This window comes from Planococcus alkaliphilus (assembly GCF_057031095.1).
In genome coordinates, this window is sequence record NZ_CM168060.1 from 1,693,347 (window position 1) to 1,711,220 (window position 17,874).

Annotated in this window: 31 protein-coding genes and 1 pseudogene; all 32 read left to right on the plus strand. The window is 33.7% G+C overall.

Features of this window, described 5'->3' with window-relative positions; translation table 11 throughout:
- The 32 genes and pseudogenes from AC2EXB_RS09005 to AC2EXB_RS09160 all read left to right on the plus strand — a co-directional run bounded on the left by AC2EXB_RS09005 (position 1) and on the right by AC2EXB_RS09160 (position 17,791).
- Positions 1-237 carry a hypothetical protein gene (locus tag AC2EXB_RS09005; RefSeq protein WP_483604524.1) on the plus strand — a complete coding sequence of 79 codons (237 nt, stop codon included), beginning with the start codon at positions 1-3 and terminating at the stop codon, positions 235-237.
- Positions 238-269: 32 nt separating this feature from the next.
- Positions 270-530, plus strand: a complete 261-nt coding sequence (locus AC2EXB_RS09010; protein ID WP_483604525.1) for a hypothetical protein — start codon at positions 270-272, stop codon at positions 528-530.
- Between the two features lie 14 nt (positions 531-544).
- Positions 545-736 (plus strand): hypothetical protein, encoded by a 192-nt coding sequence (locus AC2EXB_RS09015; protein WP_483604526.1) that lies wholly within the window; start codon positions 545-547, stop codon positions 734-736.
- Positions 737-763: 27 nt separating this feature from the next.
- A complete protein-coding gene (locus AC2EXB_RS09020) occupies positions 764-1,153 on the plus strand; it encodes a hypothetical protein (protein ID WP_483604527.1) in 390 nt (129 codons plus the stop codon).
- An 18-nt stretch (positions 1,154-1,171) separates the two neighbouring features.
- Complete coding sequence (locus AC2EXB_RS09025; protein WP_483604528.1) at positions 1,172-1,468, plus strand: hypothetical protein; 297 nt, start codon at positions 1,172-1,174, stop codon at positions 1,466-1,468.
- A gap of 30 nt (positions 1,469-1,498) precedes the next feature.
- On the plus strand, positions 1,499-1,699 hold the full coding sequence (locus AC2EXB_RS09030; protein ID WP_483604529.1) for a hypothetical protein: 201 nt from the start codon (positions 1,499-1,501) through the stop codon (positions 1,697-1,699).
- A 30-nt stretch (positions 1,700-1,729) separates the two neighbouring features.
- Positions 1,730-2,122: a hypothetical protein gene (locus AC2EXB_RS09035; RefSeq protein ID WP_483604530.1), complete on the plus strand. Its 393-nt coding sequence runs from the start codon at positions 1,730-1,732 to the stop codon at positions 2,120-2,122.
- Between the two features lie 44 nt (positions 2,123-2,166).
- Complete coding sequence (locus tag AC2EXB_RS09040) at positions 2,167-2,793, plus strand: hypothetical protein (protein ID WP_483604531.1); 627 nt, start codon at positions 2,167-2,169, stop codon at positions 2,791-2,793.
- Between the two features lie 17 nt (positions 2,794-2,810).
- Positions 2,811-3,056, plus strand: coding sequence for a hypothetical protein (locus AC2EXB_RS09045; RefSeq protein WP_483604532.1), 246 nt, complete (start codon positions 2,811-2,813; stop codon positions 3,054-3,056).
- 52 nt (positions 3,057-3,108) lie between these two features.
- On the plus strand, positions 3,109-3,495 hold the full coding sequence (locus AC2EXB_RS09050; protein WP_483604533.1) for a hypothetical protein: 387 nt from the start codon (positions 3,109-3,111) through the stop codon (positions 3,493-3,495).
- Complete coding sequence (locus tag AC2EXB_RS09055) at positions 3,492-3,866, plus strand: hypothetical protein (protein ID WP_483604535.1); 375 nt, start codon at positions 3,492-3,494, stop codon at positions 3,864-3,866. The genes AC2EXB_RS09050 and AC2EXB_RS09055 overlap by 4 nt, the downstream gene beginning before the upstream one ends.
- 15 nt (positions 3,867-3,881) lie before the next feature.
- On the plus strand, positions 3,882-5,183 hold the full coding sequence (locus AC2EXB_RS09060) for a phosphoadenosine phosphosulfate reductase family protein (protein WP_483604537.1): 1,302 nt from the start codon (positions 3,882-3,884) through the stop codon (positions 5,181-5,183).
- A 45-nt stretch (positions 5,184-5,228) separates the two neighbouring features.
- On the plus strand, positions 5,229-5,474 hold the full coding sequence (locus tag AC2EXB_RS09065; RefSeq protein ID WP_483604538.1) for a hypothetical protein: 246 nt from the start codon (positions 5,229-5,231) through the stop codon (positions 5,472-5,474).
- A 27-nt stretch (positions 5,475-5,501) separates the two neighbouring features.
- Positions 5,502-5,720 carry a hypothetical protein gene (locus tag AC2EXB_RS09070; RefSeq protein WP_483604539.1) on the plus strand — a complete coding sequence of 73 codons (219 nt, stop codon included), beginning with the start codon at positions 5,502-5,504 and terminating at the stop codon, positions 5,718-5,720.
- A gap of 26 nt (positions 5,721-5,746) precedes the next feature.
- Positions 5,747-5,941 (plus strand): hypothetical protein, encoded by a 195-nt coding sequence (locus AC2EXB_RS09075; protein WP_483604540.1) that lies wholly within the window; start codon positions 5,747-5,749, stop codon positions 5,939-5,941.
- A 273-nt stretch (positions 5,942-6,214) separates the two neighbouring features.
- The gene (locus AC2EXB_RS09080) at positions 6,215-6,409 is read left to right on the plus strand and encodes a hypothetical protein (RefSeq protein ID WP_483604541.1); all 195 of its coding nucleotides are present in this window, start codon (positions 6,215-6,217) and stop codon (positions 6,407-6,409) included.
- Entirely contained in the window at positions 6,406-6,675 is a 270-nt protein-coding gene (locus tag AC2EXB_RS09085; protein ID WP_483604542.1) for a hypothetical protein, read from the plus strand. Before AC2EXB_RS09080 ends, AC2EXB_RS09085 begins: the two co-directional genes overlap by 4 nt.
- A 267-nt stretch (positions 6,676-6,942) precedes the next feature.
- Complete coding sequence (locus AC2EXB_RS09090; protein WP_483604543.1) at positions 6,943-7,284, plus strand: hypothetical protein; 342 nt, start codon at positions 6,943-6,945, stop codon at positions 7,282-7,284.
- Complete coding sequence (locus AC2EXB_RS09095; RefSeq protein WP_483604544.1) at positions 7,281-7,526, plus strand: hypothetical protein; 246 nt, start codon at positions 7,281-7,283, stop codon at positions 7,524-7,526. The genes AC2EXB_RS09090 and AC2EXB_RS09095 overlap by 4 nt, the downstream gene beginning before the upstream one ends.
- 34 nt (positions 7,527-7,560) lie before the next feature.
- Positions 7,561-8,070, plus strand: coding sequence for a hypothetical protein (locus AC2EXB_RS09100; protein WP_483604545.1), 510 nt, complete (start codon positions 7,561-7,563; stop codon positions 8,068-8,070).
- A 157-nt stretch (positions 8,071-8,227) separates the two neighbouring features.
- Positions 8,228-9,211, plus strand: a complete 984-nt coding sequence (locus AC2EXB_RS09105; RefSeq protein ID WP_483604546.1) for a hypothetical protein — start codon at positions 8,228-8,230, stop codon at positions 9,209-9,211.
- Between the two features lie 519 nt (positions 9,212-9,730).
- Positions 9,731-10,573 (plus strand): annotated as a pseudogene (locus tag AC2EXB_RS09110) (AAA family ATPase); the annotation flags it as partial.
- 88 nt (positions 10,574-10,661) lie between these two features.
- Positions 10,662-11,012, plus strand: a complete 351-nt coding sequence (locus AC2EXB_RS09115) for a hypothetical protein (protein ID WP_483604547.1) — start codon at positions 10,662-10,664, stop codon at positions 11,010-11,012.
- 44 nt (positions 11,013-11,056) lie between these two features.
- Positions 11,057-11,527, plus strand: a complete 471-nt coding sequence (locus tag AC2EXB_RS09120; protein WP_483604549.1) for a hypothetical protein — start codon at positions 11,057-11,059, stop codon at positions 11,525-11,527.
- The gene (locus tag AC2EXB_RS09125) at positions 11,524-13,110 is read left to right on the plus strand and encodes a DnaB-like helicase C-terminal domain-containing protein (protein WP_483604551.1); all 1,587 of its coding nucleotides are present in this window, start codon (positions 11,524-11,526) and stop codon (positions 13,108-13,110) included. Before AC2EXB_RS09120 ends, AC2EXB_RS09125 begins: the two co-directional genes overlap by 4 nt.
- A gap of 76 nt (positions 13,111-13,186) precedes the next feature.
- The gene (locus tag AC2EXB_RS09130) at positions 13,187-14,278 is read left to right on the plus strand and encodes a hypothetical protein (RefSeq protein WP_483604552.1); all 1,092 of its coding nucleotides are present in this window, start codon (positions 13,187-13,189) and stop codon (positions 14,276-14,278) included.
- A gap of 13 nt (positions 14,279-14,291) precedes the next feature.
- Entirely contained in the window at positions 14,292-14,504 is a 213-nt protein-coding gene (locus AC2EXB_RS09135) for a hypothetical protein (protein WP_483604553.1), read from the plus strand.
- 253 nt (positions 14,505-14,757) lie between these two features.
- Positions 14,758-15,186, plus strand: a complete 429-nt coding sequence (locus AC2EXB_RS09140; protein WP_483604554.1) for a hypothetical protein — start codon at positions 14,758-14,760, stop codon at positions 15,184-15,186.
- Between the two features lies 1 nt (position 15,187).
- Positions 15,188-15,466, plus strand: coding sequence for a hypothetical protein (locus AC2EXB_RS09145; RefSeq protein ID WP_483604555.1), 279 nt, complete (start codon positions 15,188-15,190; stop codon positions 15,464-15,466).
- Between the two features lie 237 nt (positions 15,467-15,703).
- Positions 15,704-15,874 (plus strand): hypothetical protein, encoded by a 171-nt coding sequence (locus tag AC2EXB_RS09150; RefSeq protein ID WP_483604556.1) that lies wholly within the window; start codon positions 15,704-15,706, stop codon positions 15,872-15,874.
- Positions 15,867-16,019 (plus strand): hypothetical protein, encoded by a 153-nt coding sequence (locus AC2EXB_RS09155; RefSeq protein ID WP_483604558.1) that lies wholly within the window; start codon positions 15,867-15,869, stop codon positions 16,017-16,019. The genes AC2EXB_RS09150 and AC2EXB_RS09155 overlap by 8 nt, the downstream gene beginning before the upstream one ends.
- A gap of 56 nt (positions 16,020-16,075) precedes the next feature.
- The gene (locus tag AC2EXB_RS09160) at positions 16,076-17,791 is read left to right on the plus strand and encodes a DHH family phosphoesterase (RefSeq protein ID WP_483604559.1); all 1,716 of its coding nucleotides are present in this window, start codon (positions 16,076-16,078) and stop codon (positions 17,789-17,791) included.
- The last annotated feature ends 83 nt before the right edge of the window (positions 17,792-17,874 follow it).

Here is a 17,874-nt window from a genome sequence, read left to right on the forward strand (position 1 = left end):
GTGGATAGAGCAAAACTTAAAGAAGCTAATAGGTTGATTGGTTTAATTGATACAGCAGAGAAATCTCTTGAAAGGCTACAGAAATTATTCGATACAGAAGAAATAGCTATAATGAATCAAAATGACGGTGGATACGTTTATGTGAACGGAAAGATGAAAGATACTATTAGAGATTTAATGATCAAGGATGAAGAGGGATGGCTAAATAAAAATAAGGAAGCATTTGATAAACTATAATAAACATGCCGATACAGAAGGAGATTAATACTATGACAATAGCAGCAACAATTTTAGGGATAACCATAGGCTATATTTTGCCAGCCATTCTAGCTTATAAAGAAATAAAGATTTTTCATGAAAATTTAACCTATGTAAATCCTAGTCTAGAAGATGTTTTCTCTGTGATTTGTCCATTTATTAATATGATTGTGGTTGCGGTATATGCAGGAGAAAGATTAGGAAAAGAGTCTAGAGCAAGAGCTAAAAATGTAAATAGGAAAACATTTGCAGAGTTTTTCTTTAGATTGTAGATTGGGGGTGTCACATGACCGATCAAGAGAAAGTTAAACGTTATGATGAATTACAGACTTGGTTTAAGTGGTTAGAGCGTAAAATGGGCAAAGTTGAATCAGATAACATTTATATTGAAACATATTTAAAGGGAACACAAGAAATCTTTAAGCCATACTTACTAACATCTCAGGATATAGAAATACTGGAGCTATTTAGAAACTAAACTATAAGATTATTGGAGGAATTCATTTTGATTAAGAAAGTATTATTGACAACAGTAGCAGCAATCGTATTAGTAGGCGGAGGAGTCCTATTCGGTTCTGCTCAGAGTGGCGCATCATCTAATTGGACGAATGAATTAGCCTCTAAAGCTAATGCTGAATTAGGTAAGATTGGATTTGCTAAGAAGGAAGAAATTGTGAATAAGGATTTAACTTCTGTGATGGGTGAAGCTATTGATCCTAAGTTGAAGGAAGAGCAGAAAGAGCTGGAAATTTTAATGGAAGAGTATTACCAAATGAAAGTTGATGGATTAACTGATTCTCAGCAGTTTAAAGATTTGGAAAAGCAGATTGAAAACATTAAATTGCAAATATTTAATCGTTATAAAGTTGAAATCGATAAAGTATTTGCTAAATAGGAGAGGATGTTAACAATTATGGAAAAGACTAAATATCAAACTTATATCCAAGTATTGTTAGATGCCTTACTACAAGAAGCATTGGAAGATACAGATTTAACAAATCAACTATTAGAAGCTCACAAGAAAGATAACGACTTGGAATGCTACGATATTGAATTGAAACACTTAAATAAATTAGGGTATAAGATTGGACTAATTAATGAGTTGAAGCAGCTTGAAAGCGATTCTTCATCTAATGCTGTAACTATTGTGGACATTTATTTAGGGAATAACAAGTTGCCGGACACGTATACATCTAAAATTATAAAGTAAATGTACGATTTGATAGGAGGGTAAATTATAATGTCAATATTTGCTAGCAGCTATTTTCCAAAGTTTGGAGATATTTATCAGAGAGTTAGAGAAGATGATTTGTTCAGCTCATTTATGGTTGTTGAAATCCATGAAGGTTCTATTGTTTTAGGAAGTGGATTAGAAGTGTTTTGGACTGACTTAAATGACACTAGCAAATGGAAATTACTAGGTAACATTAAAAAAATTTAATAAAAGATGAATATTATAGGAGTTGAATAGATGAAGTTTATTAAACAGTGGGCTAGGAATGGTCACACAGTAATTATTCAAGCTAAGTTTTTCAAGGATGGATTCTTTCCTAGTTGGGCTTATAGCAAAGACGAAATTAAAGATTTAGTAAAAATTGAAGCAAAAATCTATAATAGTTCTAATCCAGATGATTTAAAAGAGATTGGTAATTTTAGTACAGATGCGTATGAAGGTAAAATGGTTGAGATAATTAAAGAAAGGCGCTTCAGAAAAGATATTACTAGACCGTTAACACTTTCAGAAGTTTATGATAAACAATTGGAAAAGATTATTGAATGGTGCAATGAAGATATCGACAGAAGAAATTACAACAAGAAAATCACAGATGGATTACCTGACAGCTTGCTTGACTTAACCAATTGAATAAACTATATTAATAAATATAATTAAAAAAGGAGGAGAATTAATTGTACTATGATCCACCAGAGCCACCAGAGTACCATGAAGAAGAGCATTATGAATTTAATGGAAAAATCAATGATCTTATCGAAGACGAAATTATTAAAAGAGTTGAATCAGAAGTAACGAATTATGAATATGCTCTTAAAACAGCGGCAGAAGCTAAGAAGACTATTAGTGATTTGAGAGCAGAAGTTAGAAAGCTAGAGAATAAAATTGTAGAAACATCCAATGAATCATTCAAAAGAGGGAAAGAAGAAGCTCTACGAGGACTATTAGGCGGATATAAACTGAGCGATCAAGCGTGGTATGTTCATACAAAAACTTCAAGAGAAAAATGCTCCACATGTGATAAATCCGGCTATATTTATCCTGAGTTTAATGGAGCTAAAGTTAAAGCCAAATGTCCTGATTGTAGTTACGGCACAATAACTAAATATGAATACGTTCCAGCAAAAGTTAAGATTAGACAAATTACAGTGAACACTTGGGCAGATGGTAAACAGCTTGAAGTCGAGTATTGGGTAGAGTATGTAGATAGAAAATTTGGAAGCGACAGTTTTAGTATTAGGAGTAAAGATAAACTTTTCAAATCAGAAGAAGAGTGTAAATCAGCAGCGGAAAAACGATTGTAAAAGGAGGATTTTATTAGATGATTAAGCCATATATTAAACATGAACATACTGCAAAATTGGTGGAAGTTGAAGATTTTGGAATTATCGACTTGAACGAGCTACCGATTGAAGTCCACAAGGATAAGAAAGGATTATATGAAATTGATTGGATCACTCATGTCGTAAGAAAAGATGAGGAATATTACGTTTTAAGCGAACACGGAGGCAGTAATCGATTTAATTATGGCGGACGAGAGTTAGGCGTAATTAGGGAAATTGAATAGTACAAATTTATCTAATAATATCTTAGTTTTGTTGTGAAAAGGAGATGAGACAATGGCATATTACACATACAAAATCTACCATGAATATCAAATTGGAGATCAGTCAGTAACATTTAGGTGTTACATTCATCCAGAAACCTTGAAAAACTTGCTTGCAGCTTTACAATTTCAATTTGAAGCACACATTGATGAGTCAGGTGTGTTGTACGAAAAAGCTGCTACAGAAGTAATTAATAAACTATACACACGGATTGAGTATTTAGATAAGCCACTTGAGCCATATTATGAGATTAATACCCACTATAACCGTGAACAGCGAAGTGGGATTGCCGATAATCTAATGAGAGACTTTAACTTTAAAGGGTTGATCGAAGCCCTGAAGGAAGAAAATGAGAAGGAAACTGCTCGACTGATGAAAGTATTGGAGGTTATTCAATGAAAGTTTATCTGTCCGGTGGCATGTATGGAGACTGGCAAAGTCACGTTCCTAAATTAGTAGGTGTTAATTATTTTGATCCTAGAATTGATATGGATAAGAATACCTCAATGCATCAATTTGTAAAACAAGATATTGATGAAGTGAAAAATGCTGACTTAGTTTTCTTGTATATGGAGAAAGATAATCCATCCGGTTTCGGTGCAATGTGGGAATGTGCTGTAGCAACTGAAAATAGTATCCCTATCATTGCCGTTTGGGAAAAGCCTTACATTGATCCATTTATTGCTTGTAATGCATTGTATCTATATAGCGATCTAGATTTAGGTATGAAGAAGTTACAGAAATATCTTGAAAATTCAATCAGAATTTAGAAAGAAGGAATTTAATTGTACGAAAATATGAGTTATAAAGATTTAGCCGCAGTATCAATTAAAATGTTTGAACAACGCAAAGTATATGACAAAGCTAAAGATCGTCCAAACTCAAAGAAGATTCAATTGGAACTGGATAAAGCAGACGCAGAAATGCACATGCGAATAAGAAAAATGGATTTAAGTACATTATATGGAGATGAAGTTTCTAAGGATAATACTCGTGCAACTCGTGGTGTTCGTTATCATAGGCATAGTTTATGGCACACAACCTCATTAGAAGAAAAAGAAAGATGGGGAATTGATTTAATTAAGATGGCTCTAGAAGGTAAGAAAGATCCGGTAGTTAGCTGTTCGTTTGGTATTGATTCAATCGTTACTTTATATATGACTCGAAAAGCATTGATTGAATTGGGTCGTGATCCATCAGAGATTCAAGTTGTTTGGAATAACACACTTAATGAATTCCAAGAAGTACGTGAATATGCAAAAATGCTAGAAGAAGAGTGGGGATTAAATCTTCTCATTACTAAACCTAAGAAACCTCTTAAGAAAATCATTGATGAGCATGGTGGAGTAGATTCTTCTTATTTCTTTACTCGAAAAGGAGACAGAAGTGGAGGAAGACCACTATCAGAAAAATGCTGTGGGACTCTAAAGCATGAACCAATGAAGAGAGCTATTAAAGAGAACAATTGGGATTTAGTTATCAACGGTTTAAGAGCTGATGAATCAACACAACGTTTACGTGCAGGTTTGCGTGATGGTGAATACTTCTATAGCAATACAGAATGGAAATCATATGTAGCTCGTCCTATTATGTGGATGAAAGATGAAGAAATTTGGGATTATGTAGAGAAAGAAAAAATTCCTTATAATGGTCTATATGACAAGAATACAGTGTTAAACTATCCTGAGAATAACGATGAGATTGTAGAGTTGAATAAGAAGAGACTTGAAAGCGTTGGAATCGATCTTCAGTTATTAAAGGATCAGCAGCTTCTTAACTTTAATAAGAAACAATCTTTTGTTTTAGTTGATTTAGGATACAAAATGTTTACTCCACGTACGGGCTGTCAGATGTGTCCGATACCTGTGAAATATGGTTATTTACAATTTATGCGACTTAACTATCCAAAAGTGTATAACGCAATGATTTACAACTTAGGGTACGGAAAAGCATTGTTAGACATGATTCCGCAAGAAATGAAAGAGGAAATTGAATTCATGTTGGGCATTGATCTAAATGAAGATAACGCTCATGAGCATATGAAAGAAATCCTAGATTCTAAGCCATGTGTGTTTGACAAGTTCTAATAAGTAAACTATAATAAGATTACTAAGAATGAAGGAGATGTAATTATGAATAAATTGATGTTTGAAGTATTAGGAGTACAAAAAGGGGATGCAGTTATTGGAGCATATAGAGAGGCATTAAAATTTTTAAATGTCGGCTCAACCATTGAGGAAATTAATACATCCGTAACAGAAGTTATTCTTGATCTATATTCTTCTGAAGTAAAACAATATTGTAGCCGTAAATATGAAATTGAAAATTGGGTTGTAGATGGCATTGTAAATGAATTACAAGCATATCATTACTTATAAAATTTTTCTTTTAAAGGAGATTAAAGCATGATTCTATACACATGCAAGAGCGGAAAGTGGCTCTATGATCATAACCTTAGCTTTGGTGCTTGGAATTTTGAATTGCATGAAAAATATGCCAAAGGCGGTTGGATTGAAGAGGGCTTTAGCTTTGAAGTAAATGACAGTAAGCAACACTATGATGGAAACAAAAAAGAATATAGAATTGAACCAGAAGATGTTAAGGAATTAAAAAGAGTCTTCTAAAACATCATTTTATAAGGAGTTGCAATATGAATAGAATCATTAGGGTATCCGATTTAATTAAACAGTTGCAGAAATATGATGGTGAAGCTCTTGTTTACACAGAAGATACAGAAGAAGGTTCATTAGTTGGCGTTCGAGGTGCTTATGTAATTGATGTGAGCAGTATTCAATCTGCAAATCAAAAGTATGATAAGCAAGTATATTTAGGTATCGTTGATTAGAGTTAGGTTACTATAAAAATTTTAATTAAATAAATTATAAAAATAAATGACATAAAACTTGCGTTAAATTATCGAGCAAGCTATAGTATGAAAGTAGCCAAGAGAGGTGAGAAAAATGGAAACTGGATCATACAAATTAGCACAGTCAGACAGAGCATTTGGTTTAACTCTTACGACAGAAGATGCGGTAGATATTAAATACTATATTCTCACTTTGACATTCTACAATAAAGTCTACTGGCTAGAATATGGTAAGAAGGTGAATGAGGCAGAGTGAAACAATATTTTGTAACAGCAATCTTAAGCAAGCCTAAGAAAATGGAATTAAAACTAGACGATATGGCAATTCATTATTATGGTGTTGAAGTCGCAATGGTCTGTGAAGGTGAGATAATCGAATCTATTGTAACGTTCGATAAGCTTTACAAAGCGAAAAAATTGCAGATTGGAGATGTGTTTGAACGATGACTAGATATAGCTTAAGCAATGAGGCAGAGATTCTTAATCGCATGGATCAAATGAGTGATAGCTTATACAGAGGTTTAATCAATCGAGATGATGTGGCTTATTCAATTAAAACCGTTAAGAATTTGCTGCTAGAAATTTATCTAATTCGTCAACAGCTTAATCCAGATGAAGTAATTAAAGTAGATAAGGAATTTGAGAAAGCTATGATTGCTAGTGAAAATTTGCAGGCTTCACTATCAGCTTTTGAAGCAAACAAGCCTATCTAGGAGGTATTTATGGAGAGCCATGAAGATATATTACTAATAAGAGTCGAGAAATTCCTAGTTAACATGAAAGATAAGCATACAATTAGTGCTTCATTTATTAATTCAATTGAGAAGATTATAAACAATTTGAAGGTATATGAAGTTGGATTAGTTACCATTGATGAGATATATGAATAGATTCATTGGGCAGAAAGTCATGACAATTTTAAAGAAGTTGAAGTTGAGTTTAAAAATTTAGCTGATACTTTTTGGGAATAGGGTGAGAGCGTGAGTGAAGTTGCTGAGAAAGTGGAGAAGCCGGAATATAAGTTTAGATTAAGTGAGAATTATGCGATTGATACTGATCCACGTAATATTATTCTACTTGAGAAGTATGAGAAGAGGGACGGGAAAGGGAAATTTGCACCTTTGAGCGGAAAATTCGGATGGAAGCAGATTGGATACTTTCAGAAATTTGATCGAGTTGCAGAAGTTTTGATTGATATGGAAGTGTTCAAAGACACAGATGAGCCAATTGTTAATCTAATTGAATTAGCCGAACGAATTAAAACTTTGAAGAAGGAAATGGGTAAATTCTTAACTGATAAGATTGAGGTGAAACTAGATTGAGATATGTCTATGTGAATTCAATTAGCAAGGAAACTGATAAGCCAACTGAAAGAGGATTGTATCGCTCAGGTGAAACTGTTGAGTTGTGTAATCTAGGAGTAGATAAGAGCTTGTTGATTCGATATGAAGATAATACAGCTACAGTTACCAGTACGGTTGAAACAATTGAACATTCCGGTAAGCTACTTGCAATTGAAACATTGAATACGCTATATACCTTTAGTGAAATTGGAATGGAATAGAAAGTAGGTTGAGAGATTGAAAATAGGGGATGACATGAGATTCGTTGGAATCGATCCTTCAACTGCCGGAACTGGATTGGTGATTTTGAGTCATAAAGGGGAAGTAATTGAAGCTGTATCATTAAAGGCTATTAAGAGTAATGATGACGATCCTAAGAGGTTTAGAGATTTAGCTAATCGACTTAGAAAACATTTGAACCCTTCTACGGATAGAGTATTAATTGAAGGATTCTCTTATGGAAGCAAGGGGCAAGGGGTCAGTGTCATGTTCGGTGTAGGCTGGCTGATTCGGGATATGTTAAATGAACATGGATTTAAGTGGTTGGATATTCCGCCTAAGACATTGAAGAAGTTTATCAGCAACAATGGTAATGCGAAGAAAGCCGATTTGATTCAACCTACGAAAGATAAGTGGGGATTTGAGAGTAAATCGAATGATATAATTGATGCAAATGGTTTGGCTCGTATAGGATATAGTATGTATAACCATGAGGGATTGTTGAAGTATGAGCAAGATGTATTGAAGAAGCTTAGGAAGATTTGATTTAATATTTGTAAAAAATGTTTATTAAATAAACTATAAAAATATTTGTAATTCGCTTACCTTTTTTGAGTAAGTTGCCTATAATAGAATATGTGGGGCTAATTAAGCCTTATGAAAGTAAACAAAAACTATAAAACTAAAGGGGTTTTGATTAATAATGACAACAGAAAACAAAGCAGTAGAACTTAAAGAGGGCGCAAACAAAGTAACAGTAGTAGGAACATTGGTTGAGAAGAATCTTGAGTTCGGTGAATATAATAAACAAGTAGATGGTCAAACAGTTAAAGTAGAAAACATTAGCGGTTCAATTAGTGTTCGTACAGGAGAACATGAAGTACACACTATCCGGTTACGTTCAAATAAATTCACTAACGCAGGCAAAGAAAACAGCTTGTACAAAGGCTATGTGACGATCAAAGATGAGTATGTATCAGTCGCAGACGCAGCAGAAAATCCAGAATTGACACCTACTAAAGTTAAGATTGATGGAAAATTGACTACTAATGAATACTATGGTCAAGATGGTCAACTTCGTCAATTCCAACAAATTGAAGGTAAATTTGTTAACCGTTTGACTGATAAAGACGATCCAACCCCTAAAGCAACGTTTGAAGTAGAAATCTACATTGACTCTGTTAAGCCTGAAATGGAAAATGATGAAGAAACTGGTCGTGCTTTGATTAGTTCATATATTCCTACATTCAATGCAATCGTACCATACAAATTTGCAGTAATTGAACAAGGTTCAAGCTTCTTCCAAGATGAAGTAGAGAAGCGTCAGACGATTAAAGTATATGGTCAGTTGGTTAATAAGAAGATTGAAAATGTTAAATATATTGAAGCAGCGTTTGGCGATCCAATCGAAGAGAAAACTTATGAATATGTAAATGAAGCTTTAATTCAGAATGCAGCAATGCCATATGACGAAGAATCACCTAAAGCATTCAATCCTGAAGCGGTAACAGCACGATTAGCAGCTCGTGAAATCTATCTTGAGAATCAGAAAAATCGTGCAGGACAATCTCAACAACAATCATCAGCACCAACTGGAACAGGCTCATTTGGATTTGGCGGTGCAGCAACAACTACTAAACCACAGGACACAGGATTGAAGAACGTAAATCTTGATAACATGTGGTAATAAAAATTCTTAATTAAGTAAACTATAATAATATTTAAATAAAGGGGTGAAATTCCCCTTCTAACCTTAAAAAGAGAATGGAGAATGATTTAATTTATGACAAATTTCGATATTATGAACCCAATGGTAAGCACAATTTCTAAAGGACTTGATGGAAAAGTTATTACTTTAATGGGATCAAATAGCACAGGGAAAACCAAACAAGCGACACGTATGAGCAAGCCATTCTATCTTGGGTAAAAACTTGCCCCCTTTATTAGCAATAGTAGAGGATAACCTATTGAACTCTATAACTCAGAGGTGTGTAGTTATTACTATGCTAACGGTGAAAGCCTAAGTCTTATAAGATATGGTAATACCGTGCGAAGCTCTCAGGTGAGAGAACGTGTAACGACTAGAGCGTTTGCTCGTAGACTTGAAGATGAGTTACAAGTCGAAGTGGTAGGCATCCCTAGTGGATGAAGAGATAGTCTAGCCCCTTTAAAATATAGCGAAAGCTAGGGTGTAAGCGTTGAAAAAGGTATTCGTGCAATCGCTGGAATTCCATTCTTGCCAATCAACAACTGGAGAGACTTTGTAAAAGTAAATAAGCAGCTTACTGATCCTAAGACGATTGATTCAGTAAAAGAAAAGTATCAAACTATTATCTTTGATGAGGTATATACTTCAGCATTATATTGCCAAGACTTTGTATGCCGTAAGCATGGTGTAGAAACAATTGGAGAGGGTAATGGTGGATTTGGTCTTTGGAAAGAATATGAGAAAACTTATTGGGATCAATTAGATAAATTGTTGTCTGCTGGATTTACACTGGTATTCATTTCACACGTTGAAGAAAACAAAGAAGGTAAGTTCTTACCTAAAGGTGATAAGCGTTCGATTAAACCAGTCATTGATAATAGTGACCTTTGTGTATTCCTAACGCCTAATGGTATCGATGAAAATGGAAAAGTAATCAAATCTACTGCTTGGTTGGCTGAAACAGATAAATTCTTTGCTCGTTCACGCTTTGATTATATCGATACTAGTATTCCTGAATTTACAGCAGAAAACTTGGAAGATGCAATTGCTAAAGCTATTACTCGACAAGAAGAAGCAGAGGGAATTCAAGCTGTTAGTTATGAAGAACAGAAAGAATCATATGCTTCAGAAAAATTAGTATTTGAAGATGTAATTGCAGAAATTAATGCTGTAGGTGGTAAGCTTGCTAACTCTGGATTCTTAGATGACCTACTTGAATTAGTTGAATCTCATCTTGGAGCAGGGAAGAAAGTTGCTGATGCGAAACCAGCACAATTGGATATGTTGGCGTTGCTTCTAGATGATGTAAAAGACTTAGCAGAAGAAAAACTTAACTCTTAATTAACAAAACTATAACAATACAAATAAACTAAAATTGAATTGCGTAGCAGCTTATTATTGCTACGCAATTTCCATAGGAGGAAATGAAATGAGTAAATCATCTAGATCATCTCCAGTTTCACTTGCTAATCAAATTGTAACCAATGCTCTTATCCATACATTTGTAGAAGAGGTTACAACTTTCTATGAAATTGTGGACTATGGAGAACAATTCATTATCATTAGTGAGAATCAAGTCAGAGGAGTATTCGATGCTTCAGATAACAAAACTCCACATTCATTAATTGAAACCTTCTGTGAGTTATTCACGAATCGATCAAATATTATGGTTAACGCTTATGTGGATGATCGATATGAAACACCAACTTTACGAATCACATTGCAGGATGGAACACACTTTTTAGTACAAGACTTCTCAACATATTATAAGAAGTTATAACAAAGGATGCGATTATCATAGCAGGAAGGCTTCCAAAATGTCCTATGTGCAACCATCAAGTTGATAAAGAAGCACAGGAATTTGTAAAACATTCAAATAAACATTATCACAAACATTGCTTTGAGCAATTTGAATTAGGAAAACAACACAGAAGAGAACTCCATGAGTACATTTGTGAACTATATAATATGCCTGTTATTTCAGGATTCATTTTAAAACAAATCAAGGATTTTACAGAGAATTATGGATATAAGCTGCCAGGGATTTTGATGTCATTGAAATACTTTCATGAGATTGAAGGTCATAGCGCAGAAGAAGCCGCAAAGAAATATAAAGCGCAAGGAATTGGAATCGTGCCATATATTTATGAAGATGCAAAACAGCATTTTTTACGAATGCATAGTATTACGCAAGATGCCAGCGAGTTGAAGATTGAAACGAAACCAGAAGTTATTTATGTCAGACAACCTAAGAAGAAGCGTACTAACTATATAGATATCGAGGGGATTAAATGAGCAAGCTTCAAGACAAGAAAGCTATACTGCATGTAATTGCAGGACTAATAGATAAACCAGAGAGATTAAATCAGAAGGAGTTTCCTTTAGATATTGATGATTTTCCTGAGAGCTTCCACAAGATTGTGTTTGGTGCAATCGTAAATTTATTGGAAGAGAAGGCTGAAAAGGTAAGTTACATTGAAATAGATGGCATGTTAAGTCGCTACTCTAGTCAATATAAAACATTCAATGATAACAATGGTTTAGATTATCTGATGAAAGCTGTAGAGATTGGTGAATCAGATAACTATGAAATGCACTATACAAGAGTGAAGAAGTTTTCATTTCTAAGAGAGTGCAAGAAAATTGGTGTGGACGTTACAGATATCTACGATGAAAAAGTAGTTGATTTGAAAGACGAGAAAGAACAAAATGATCGTTTCAATGCTATGACTTTAAGCGATATGGTTAAACATATTGAGTTAAAAATGATTGAAATTAGAGAGAAATTCTTACGTGATCAATCATTAAATGGTGGTCATATGGCTGATAACATTCAAGATATTATGGCAGAGAAAAAGTTAGCACCTAGCTATGGTATGCCAATGGTATCCAACTTGCTTAATGCTATATTTAGAGGATCACGCCTTCGAAAAGTGAACCTAAAATCCGGTAATACTGGAGGGGGAAAAAGTCGTCTAGGAATGGCTAATCTTGCCGTAAAGTGTGTACCAGAAATATGGGATAGTAGTGAGAATAAATGGGTTAAAACAGGAGCAAATGGTAGAGGATTGATGATTTCAACTGAGCTAGATGAGGAAGAAATTAAGATTCCATTCCTATGTTATATTGCTGATGTTGAAGAAGATTTGATTCACGACAACTTAGTTACACCTGAGCAACAAGCTAGATTAGATAAAGCAATGGATATCCTTGAAGAAACCAACTTATGGTTTGAAGAGTTAAGCGATTTTGATATTGAAGATATTGAATCAATTATAACTAAACATATTAATAAAAATGATATTAATGTCTGTGAATTTGACTATGTACATTCCTCGTTGAAATTATTATCTAGTTTAAGTGAAAAAGGAGTTAAAGGACTTCGTGAAGATCAGGTATTGTTAATCATGGTAATTGCATTGAAGAATCTTGCTAACAAATATGATGTTCACATTGAATCTTCAACCCAACTTAACGATAACCAGAACATTAATAATAACCGTGACCAATCATGGATTCGTGGATCGAAAGCAGTAGCAGATAAGATTGATGGTGGATATATTATTCTTGATATTCGTGAAAAAGATCAGAAAGTGTTAGATGCTATCTATGCTTCAGGAGCAGTTAATACATTTGGTAAACAACCTAATATTGGACTCCATGTTTACAAAAATCGTGGGGGAAGATACAAGAGAGTAACTGTGTATGGAAACTTTAACAAAGGGAGCTTACGCTTTGAGGATATGTTCGTAGTTTCATATGATGGAGATTTAATGAATCAGATTACTCCTAAGAAGCTATTAATGAGTGATCCAGCAGCTATTAATAATGAACAAGTTGAAGAAGAAGACGCTTTACCAGCAGCATTCAATTTTTAAGGGGTGAATAGTCATAATTAAATATGATAAAAATCACCTTAAGGAGAGCCTAACTTTAGATGATGTGAAGACTCTATTGTACAGTTTAGGCTCAACGGAAATTGATGAAAGTGGAATCAACAAAGGTCATATCATTACGAATACTATCTGTCATAACAAATCAGATGGAAGCATGAAACTTTACTATTACCCTGATGATAATGGTGGAATGTTCCGGTGTTATACGAGTTGTTCTTGCTCGTTTGATATATATGAATTGATTAGAAGATCGTTTGAGGCTAATGGTAGTGATTTATCCTTTGGCGAATGCGTTCAATACGTGGTAAGTAGAACACAAAAACAAGTGGGATTTGGGTTTGGATTCGAAATTGAACGACTTGAAAAAGAGTTGGCAACCGATGAAGAAATGAATTGGATGAACCGGATGTCGAAAAAGAAGAAAGTAGAGTTGCCTGACATTCCAGTAATCAATGAATCTATACTAGATATTTTTAGCAAGAGATATCCACCCGAATTCTTAAAAGATGGAATCAGTAAAGAAACAATGGATCGATTTAAGATTATGTATTATGAGAAAGCTAGTCGTATTGTTATACCACATTATAACGTGAGTGGAGATTTAATCGGATTACGTGGGAGATACACTGGAATCTTCTCAGATTCAACCCAGAAATACATGCCTTTAACTATTCAGCAGAAGACTTATTCATATCCAACGTTTGCTAACCTATATGGATTGTATCAGAATCTAGAAGCTATTAAAAAACATCGCAAAGTTATTATCTTTGAGAGTGAGAAAAGCGTTATGCAATGCTTTAGCTTCTTCCAAGAAGACTGCTTTGCTGTAGCATTATCTGGTTCATTTATCTCGCAGCATCAAATTGATGTTCTGTTGAGTTTAGATATAGATCGAGTATTGATTGCGACTGATAAAGAATATAAAGAGACTGGTACTGAATTAGAGTTGAGAGCTATGAAGAAAATGTTAGACATAGGCAGAAAATTTTCTCCATATGTATCAACGTATTGCTTATGGGATACTGAGGGATTGATTGGCTACAAAGATTCTCCTTCAGATCATGGAAAATCAGTTTTAATGAAGCTGATGAAAAACAAGCAGGAGATACTAAACATTGAAGCTGATGTTAAATATAAATCACTAATTTAATAGGAGATGAAATATGAAAGCATTGATAGCATTATTCTTCGTGTTAGTAGCGTTTGTATATGCAGGAACAGGATGGACAATTACATGGTTGATTGATTTAGTTACTGATGCAAATGTAAATTATACTGCTGGAGTTGTAGCCGGATTGATTATCTATCTAATCTGTGTGATTCCTATTATATTGATGGCTATGGCAACCAAGAAATCAATGAAAGAATTGGAATAGATTGTAGAATAAAAACTGAATTTTATTGGATATATGAGCCTAACAGTAGCAAGGGTTTGAGAGGTTAATATTTGATAAAAGTGTGAGAAACGCCTAATTATAAGGATTTGTCAGCGATTAGAGAAATAGAGACTGATAAACGTTGATATATAAGGGTTTTGAGAGCATGAATACAGATTTATTAATACAATAAAAGATAATTTTTATTAGAATATAAATAACTAAACTATAACAATACTAGGAGGAATTTATAATGACAAGACACACTAGCGACTACTATCAGGGATTATTCGAAAACGAAAGAGGCAATATTGTGAAACCAATTAAAATTACTAAAATACTAGGAAAGGAAAATGAAATTGAGTACGAATACGTGGACACAGGATCAAAGTACAAGATGAATGAAGATTTATTTAATCAAATTTTTGTTAAAACAAACAAGTCAGATGGAATACTAAAAGTTAAACTTAGTCCTTTCGCTTGGGATACTGCTGATACTACTAATTCAATAGTTAACACTTTAAAGATAAATTGGGATAAAGTAGCGAAATCAACAACTAATAAAAAAAACGTCAATCAAGACATCCTAAAGCTAATTGAAGCAGGATATGAATTTAAATCATTCTTTGGAGATACATTAGATGGACGTAGCATTAGCTTAGATTTGAATGAGGAGGAGTAAGATGGAGAAAGTAGATTGGAAAGAGCTAGATATTAAACCACATCATATTGTAGTAGCAGTTACATCATATCCCGACTATGAAATGTCAAGACATATACTGTTAGAAATGAATTATGGAAGTTATATCGTCTTAGAAGGATGGCATTGTAGTTGTTATGATTTTGATGACACAGAGTGGGAAGCTATTAGGTATGATTCTAAAGATTTGTTGAAACTAGCTAAAGCAGATTATAACAAAGATCATGTTTTTTGGAGTCAAGTATTGACACAACTAAGCTAAATAACTATCCAATAAAATTCACATTTTAATGTAAGAGGAGGGAAAGGCGTGAAATACTGGGTTTTAGTGATAATCATGGCTTTTTCCGTTGAAGCTGTAATGTATACCTCTGGAAGCCTTGATACTAGGCACTTTCTAGCATCTCTTGCAGCAACCATCATAGCTATATGGATTTATAGGAAGCACCAAAAATATTTAACCAATAAAATCAAAGTTTTATAGGAGGATTGATGAAATATGGCAAGTTTTAAGCAAGAAGTATTAAATCTAATTGAGCTGCTTGAATTTGAGGTTAGACATATGCGAGATGAAGGTGAATCAGATTTGCGTCTGGTGTTATCTCAAATTGGAAACTTATATGCTAATGTGGATCGACTAGAAGAAGATGGAGAATATCATAATGATTGATTATATCAAACGTTTGATTTGTAAATATAAAGGACATAACTGGGAAACTTATGTGGTAAGTACAGGATATTCAAGTAACGACATTGAGCAAGCTGGCTATTGTTTGAGATGTGGCGAAGATACACATGGAGAATATTTTGAGTAAAAGGAAGTTTTTATCTTAACTATATTAAATAAACTATAATGAAATGAGATGTTTAATTGTATAAATTAAAAGATAAAGAGAATATAAACTTGTTTGATCCTATTAAGACCGTGTTTGCTAATCGTAATATATCACCAGATGATATCGAATGGTACATCAATCCTCGGAAGTTTGAATATGATTCCTCACTCCTTAAAAATATAGATAAGGGAGTGAGTTTGCTTTTATCACATATCGAAAAAGGCAATCATATTCATATTCAGATAGATAAAGATTGTGATGGCGTAAATTCGGCAGCCGAATTATATAACTATTTAACAAGAGCCTTTCCACAAATCAACTTAACTTGGTCAAATCATTTATCAGATAAGAAACATGGTATTAATCCAGATTTAGTAGCTTCAACTGTTTCACTCTTATTAGTGCCGGATGCTGGTTCAAATGATTTAAAAGAACATAAGGTTCTATATGATAGAGGGGTTGATGTTTTAGTTATCGATCATCACGAATCAGATGCTATTGCAGAACACGCCTTAATCATCAACAATCAATTAGATGACTACCCCAACAAATGGTTAAGTGGATCAGGAATGTGCTTGAAGTTCATTGAACATATTGATAAAACGATTGGTAAAAACTATGCTAAAGATTTCAGAGATTTGTCTAGTTGGGGCTTAATCGGGGACGCAATGCAGCTCTCATCTAAGGAAACTAAGTGGTTAATGACTGATGGAATAAACAATGTGAAGAATGAATTCCTTAAAGAAATGGTTAAGGAAAACGTTGATCAAGATGTTGAATTAACTCCTAGTGTATTTTCTTATAAAATTAATCCGAAACTGAATTCCTACCTTAGAATGGCTACTGTTGAAGAGTTGGATGATTTGTTTAAAGCATTTATCGGACACCAAGAGATTACAATTAACAATCGCTTAAGGAAAGCCGATAAGACTGAGACTTGGGCTAGACGCATTACTCGAATTTGCAACAATATGTACGCTAAACAGCGCAAACTAAAAGAGAAACTGTTAGAAGATTTATCGGCAAAAATTGAACGTGAGAAACTTTATGAGAATTCATTTATTGTCGTTGAAATTGAGGGCGACTTTGAGATGAATATGAGTGGGTATATTTCAAGTTTCCTTGTAAGCAAGTATCGTAAACCGACATTAGTGCTACGTAAAGATGAGAAAGATGATAAGTTTCTTGTCGGGTCAATGAGGGGTTATGATGTATTCCTAAATGATACTAAGAAATTTTTACAGGATTTAGATTTATTTGATACGGCTGAAGGACACCCTCAAGCGGCTGGATTACGTATTTCATATGATAAGTTTAAACAGTTGGATAGTAAGATTAACTTTGCTTTATCTGAAGTAGAAAATGAAGAAGCACATATTGTAGATATGGTATTACCTTCTAGTATGCTAACAAAAGACTTTGTTAATCAAATTGAGAAGTACAGTGGAGTGTGGGGGAAAGGCTTAGAAAATCCTGCATGGGCTGTAGAAAATATAGAAATAAACTTATCAGATGCATTCATTATGGGCAAGAATGAAGATATGATTAAGATGATGTTCAATGGAATCGAGATTATCAAGTTTAGTGGAGTAGATGCGCTGAAAGATTTGAAAGCAGATGGTAAAACAGCAGTATTAAATATCGTTGGTAAAACCGGAATGAATAGTTGGAAGGGTAATTTAACTCCACAATTTATCATTGAAGACTTTGAGATAGTTGAAGTGAAGGATCAAGTTAGATTCGTATTTTAATTAAGATTTAAGTTTAATGAATTTTATTAAATAAGTTATAAAAAGTTTATCTAAACACTTGTATTGAATAAACTATAATGTTA

What these genes read in the sequence shown, in the direction of transcription:
- AC2EXB_RS09010 (WP_483604525.1), top strand. Translation starts at nt 270, where the DNA reads ATGACAATAGCAGCAACAATTTTAGGGATAACCATAGGCTATATTTTG.
- AC2EXB_RS09015 (WP_483604526.1), top strand. Translation starts at nt 545, where the DNA reads ATGACCGATCAAGAGAAAGTTAAACGTTATGATGAATTACAGACTTGG.
- AC2EXB_RS09025 (WP_483604528.1), top strand. Translation starts at nt 1,172, where the DNA reads ATGGAAAAGACTAAATATCAAACTTATATCCAAGTATTGTTAGATGCC.
- AC2EXB_RS09030 (WP_483604529.1), top strand. Translation starts at nt 1,499, where the DNA reads ATGTCAATATTTGCTAGCAGCTATTTTCCAAAGTTTGGAGATATTTAT.
- AC2EXB_RS09035 (WP_483604530.1), top strand. Translation starts at nt 1,730, where the DNA reads ATGAAGTTTATTAAACAGTGGGCTAGGAATGGTCACACAGTAATTATT.
- AC2EXB_RS09045 (WP_483604532.1), top strand. Translation starts at nt 2,811, where the DNA reads ATGATTAAGCCATATATTAAACATGAACATACTGCAAAATTGGTGGAA.
- AC2EXB_RS09050 (WP_483604533.1), top strand. Translation starts at nt 3,109, where the DNA reads ATGGCATATTACACATACAAAATCTACCATGAATATCAAATTGGAGAT.
- AC2EXB_RS09055 (WP_483604535.1), top strand. Translation starts at nt 3,492, where the DNA reads ATGAAAGTTTATCTGTCCGGTGGCATGTATGGAGACTGGCAAAGTCAC.
- AC2EXB_RS09065 (WP_483604538.1), top strand. Translation starts at nt 5,229, where the DNA reads ATGAATAAATTGATGTTTGAAGTATTAGGAGTACAAAAAGGGGATGCA.
- AC2EXB_RS09070 (WP_483604539.1), top strand. Translation starts at nt 5,502, where the DNA reads ATGATTCTATACACATGCAAGAGCGGAAAGTGGCTCTATGATCATAAC.
- AC2EXB_RS09075 (WP_483604540.1), top strand. Translation starts at nt 5,747, where the DNA reads ATGAATAGAATCATTAGGGTATCCGATTTAATTAAACAGTTGCAGAAA.
- AC2EXB_RS09085 (WP_483604542.1), top strand. Translation starts at nt 6,406, where the DNA reads ATGACTAGATATAGCTTAAGCAATGAGGCAGAGATTCTTAATCGCATG.
- AC2EXB_RS09100 (WP_483604545.1), top strand. Translation starts at nt 7,561, where the DNA reads ATGAGATTCGTTGGAATCGATCCTTCAACTGCCGGAACTGGATTGGTG.
- AC2EXB_RS09105 (WP_483604546.1), top strand. Translation starts at nt 8,228, where the DNA reads ATGACAACAGAAAACAAAGCAGTAGAACTTAAAGAGGGCGCAAACAAA.
- AC2EXB_RS09115 (WP_483604547.1), top strand. Translation starts at nt 10,662, where the DNA reads ATGAGTAAATCATCTAGATCATCTCCAGTTTCACTTGCTAATCAAATT.
- AC2EXB_RS09120 (WP_483604549.1), top strand. Translation starts at nt 11,057, where the DNA reads ATGTGCAACCATCAAGTTGATAAAGAAGCACAGGAATTTGTAAAACAT.
- AC2EXB_RS09125 (WP_483604551.1), top strand. Translation starts at nt 11,524, where the DNA reads ATGAGCAAGCTTCAAGACAAGAAAGCTATACTGCATGTAATTGCAGGA.
- AC2EXB_RS09135 (WP_483604553.1), top strand. Translation starts at nt 14,292, where the DNA reads ATGAAAGCATTGATAGCATTATTCTTCGTGTTAGTAGCGTTTGTATAT.
- AC2EXB_RS09140 (WP_483604554.1), top strand. Translation starts at nt 14,758, where the DNA reads ATGACAAGACACACTAGCGACTACTATCAGGGATTATTCGAAAACGAA.
- AC2EXB_RS09145 (WP_483604555.1), top strand. Translation starts at nt 15,188, where the DNA reads ATGGAGAAAGTAGATTGGAAAGAGCTAGATATTAAACCACATCATATT.
- AC2EXB_RS09150 (WP_483604556.1), top strand. Translation starts at nt 15,704, where the DNA reads ATGGCAAGTTTTAAGCAAGAAGTATTAAATCTAATTGAGCTGCTTGAA.
- AC2EXB_RS09155 (WP_483604558.1), top strand. Translation starts at nt 15,867, where the DNA reads ATGATTGATTATATCAAACGTTTGATTTGTAAATATAAAGGACATAAC.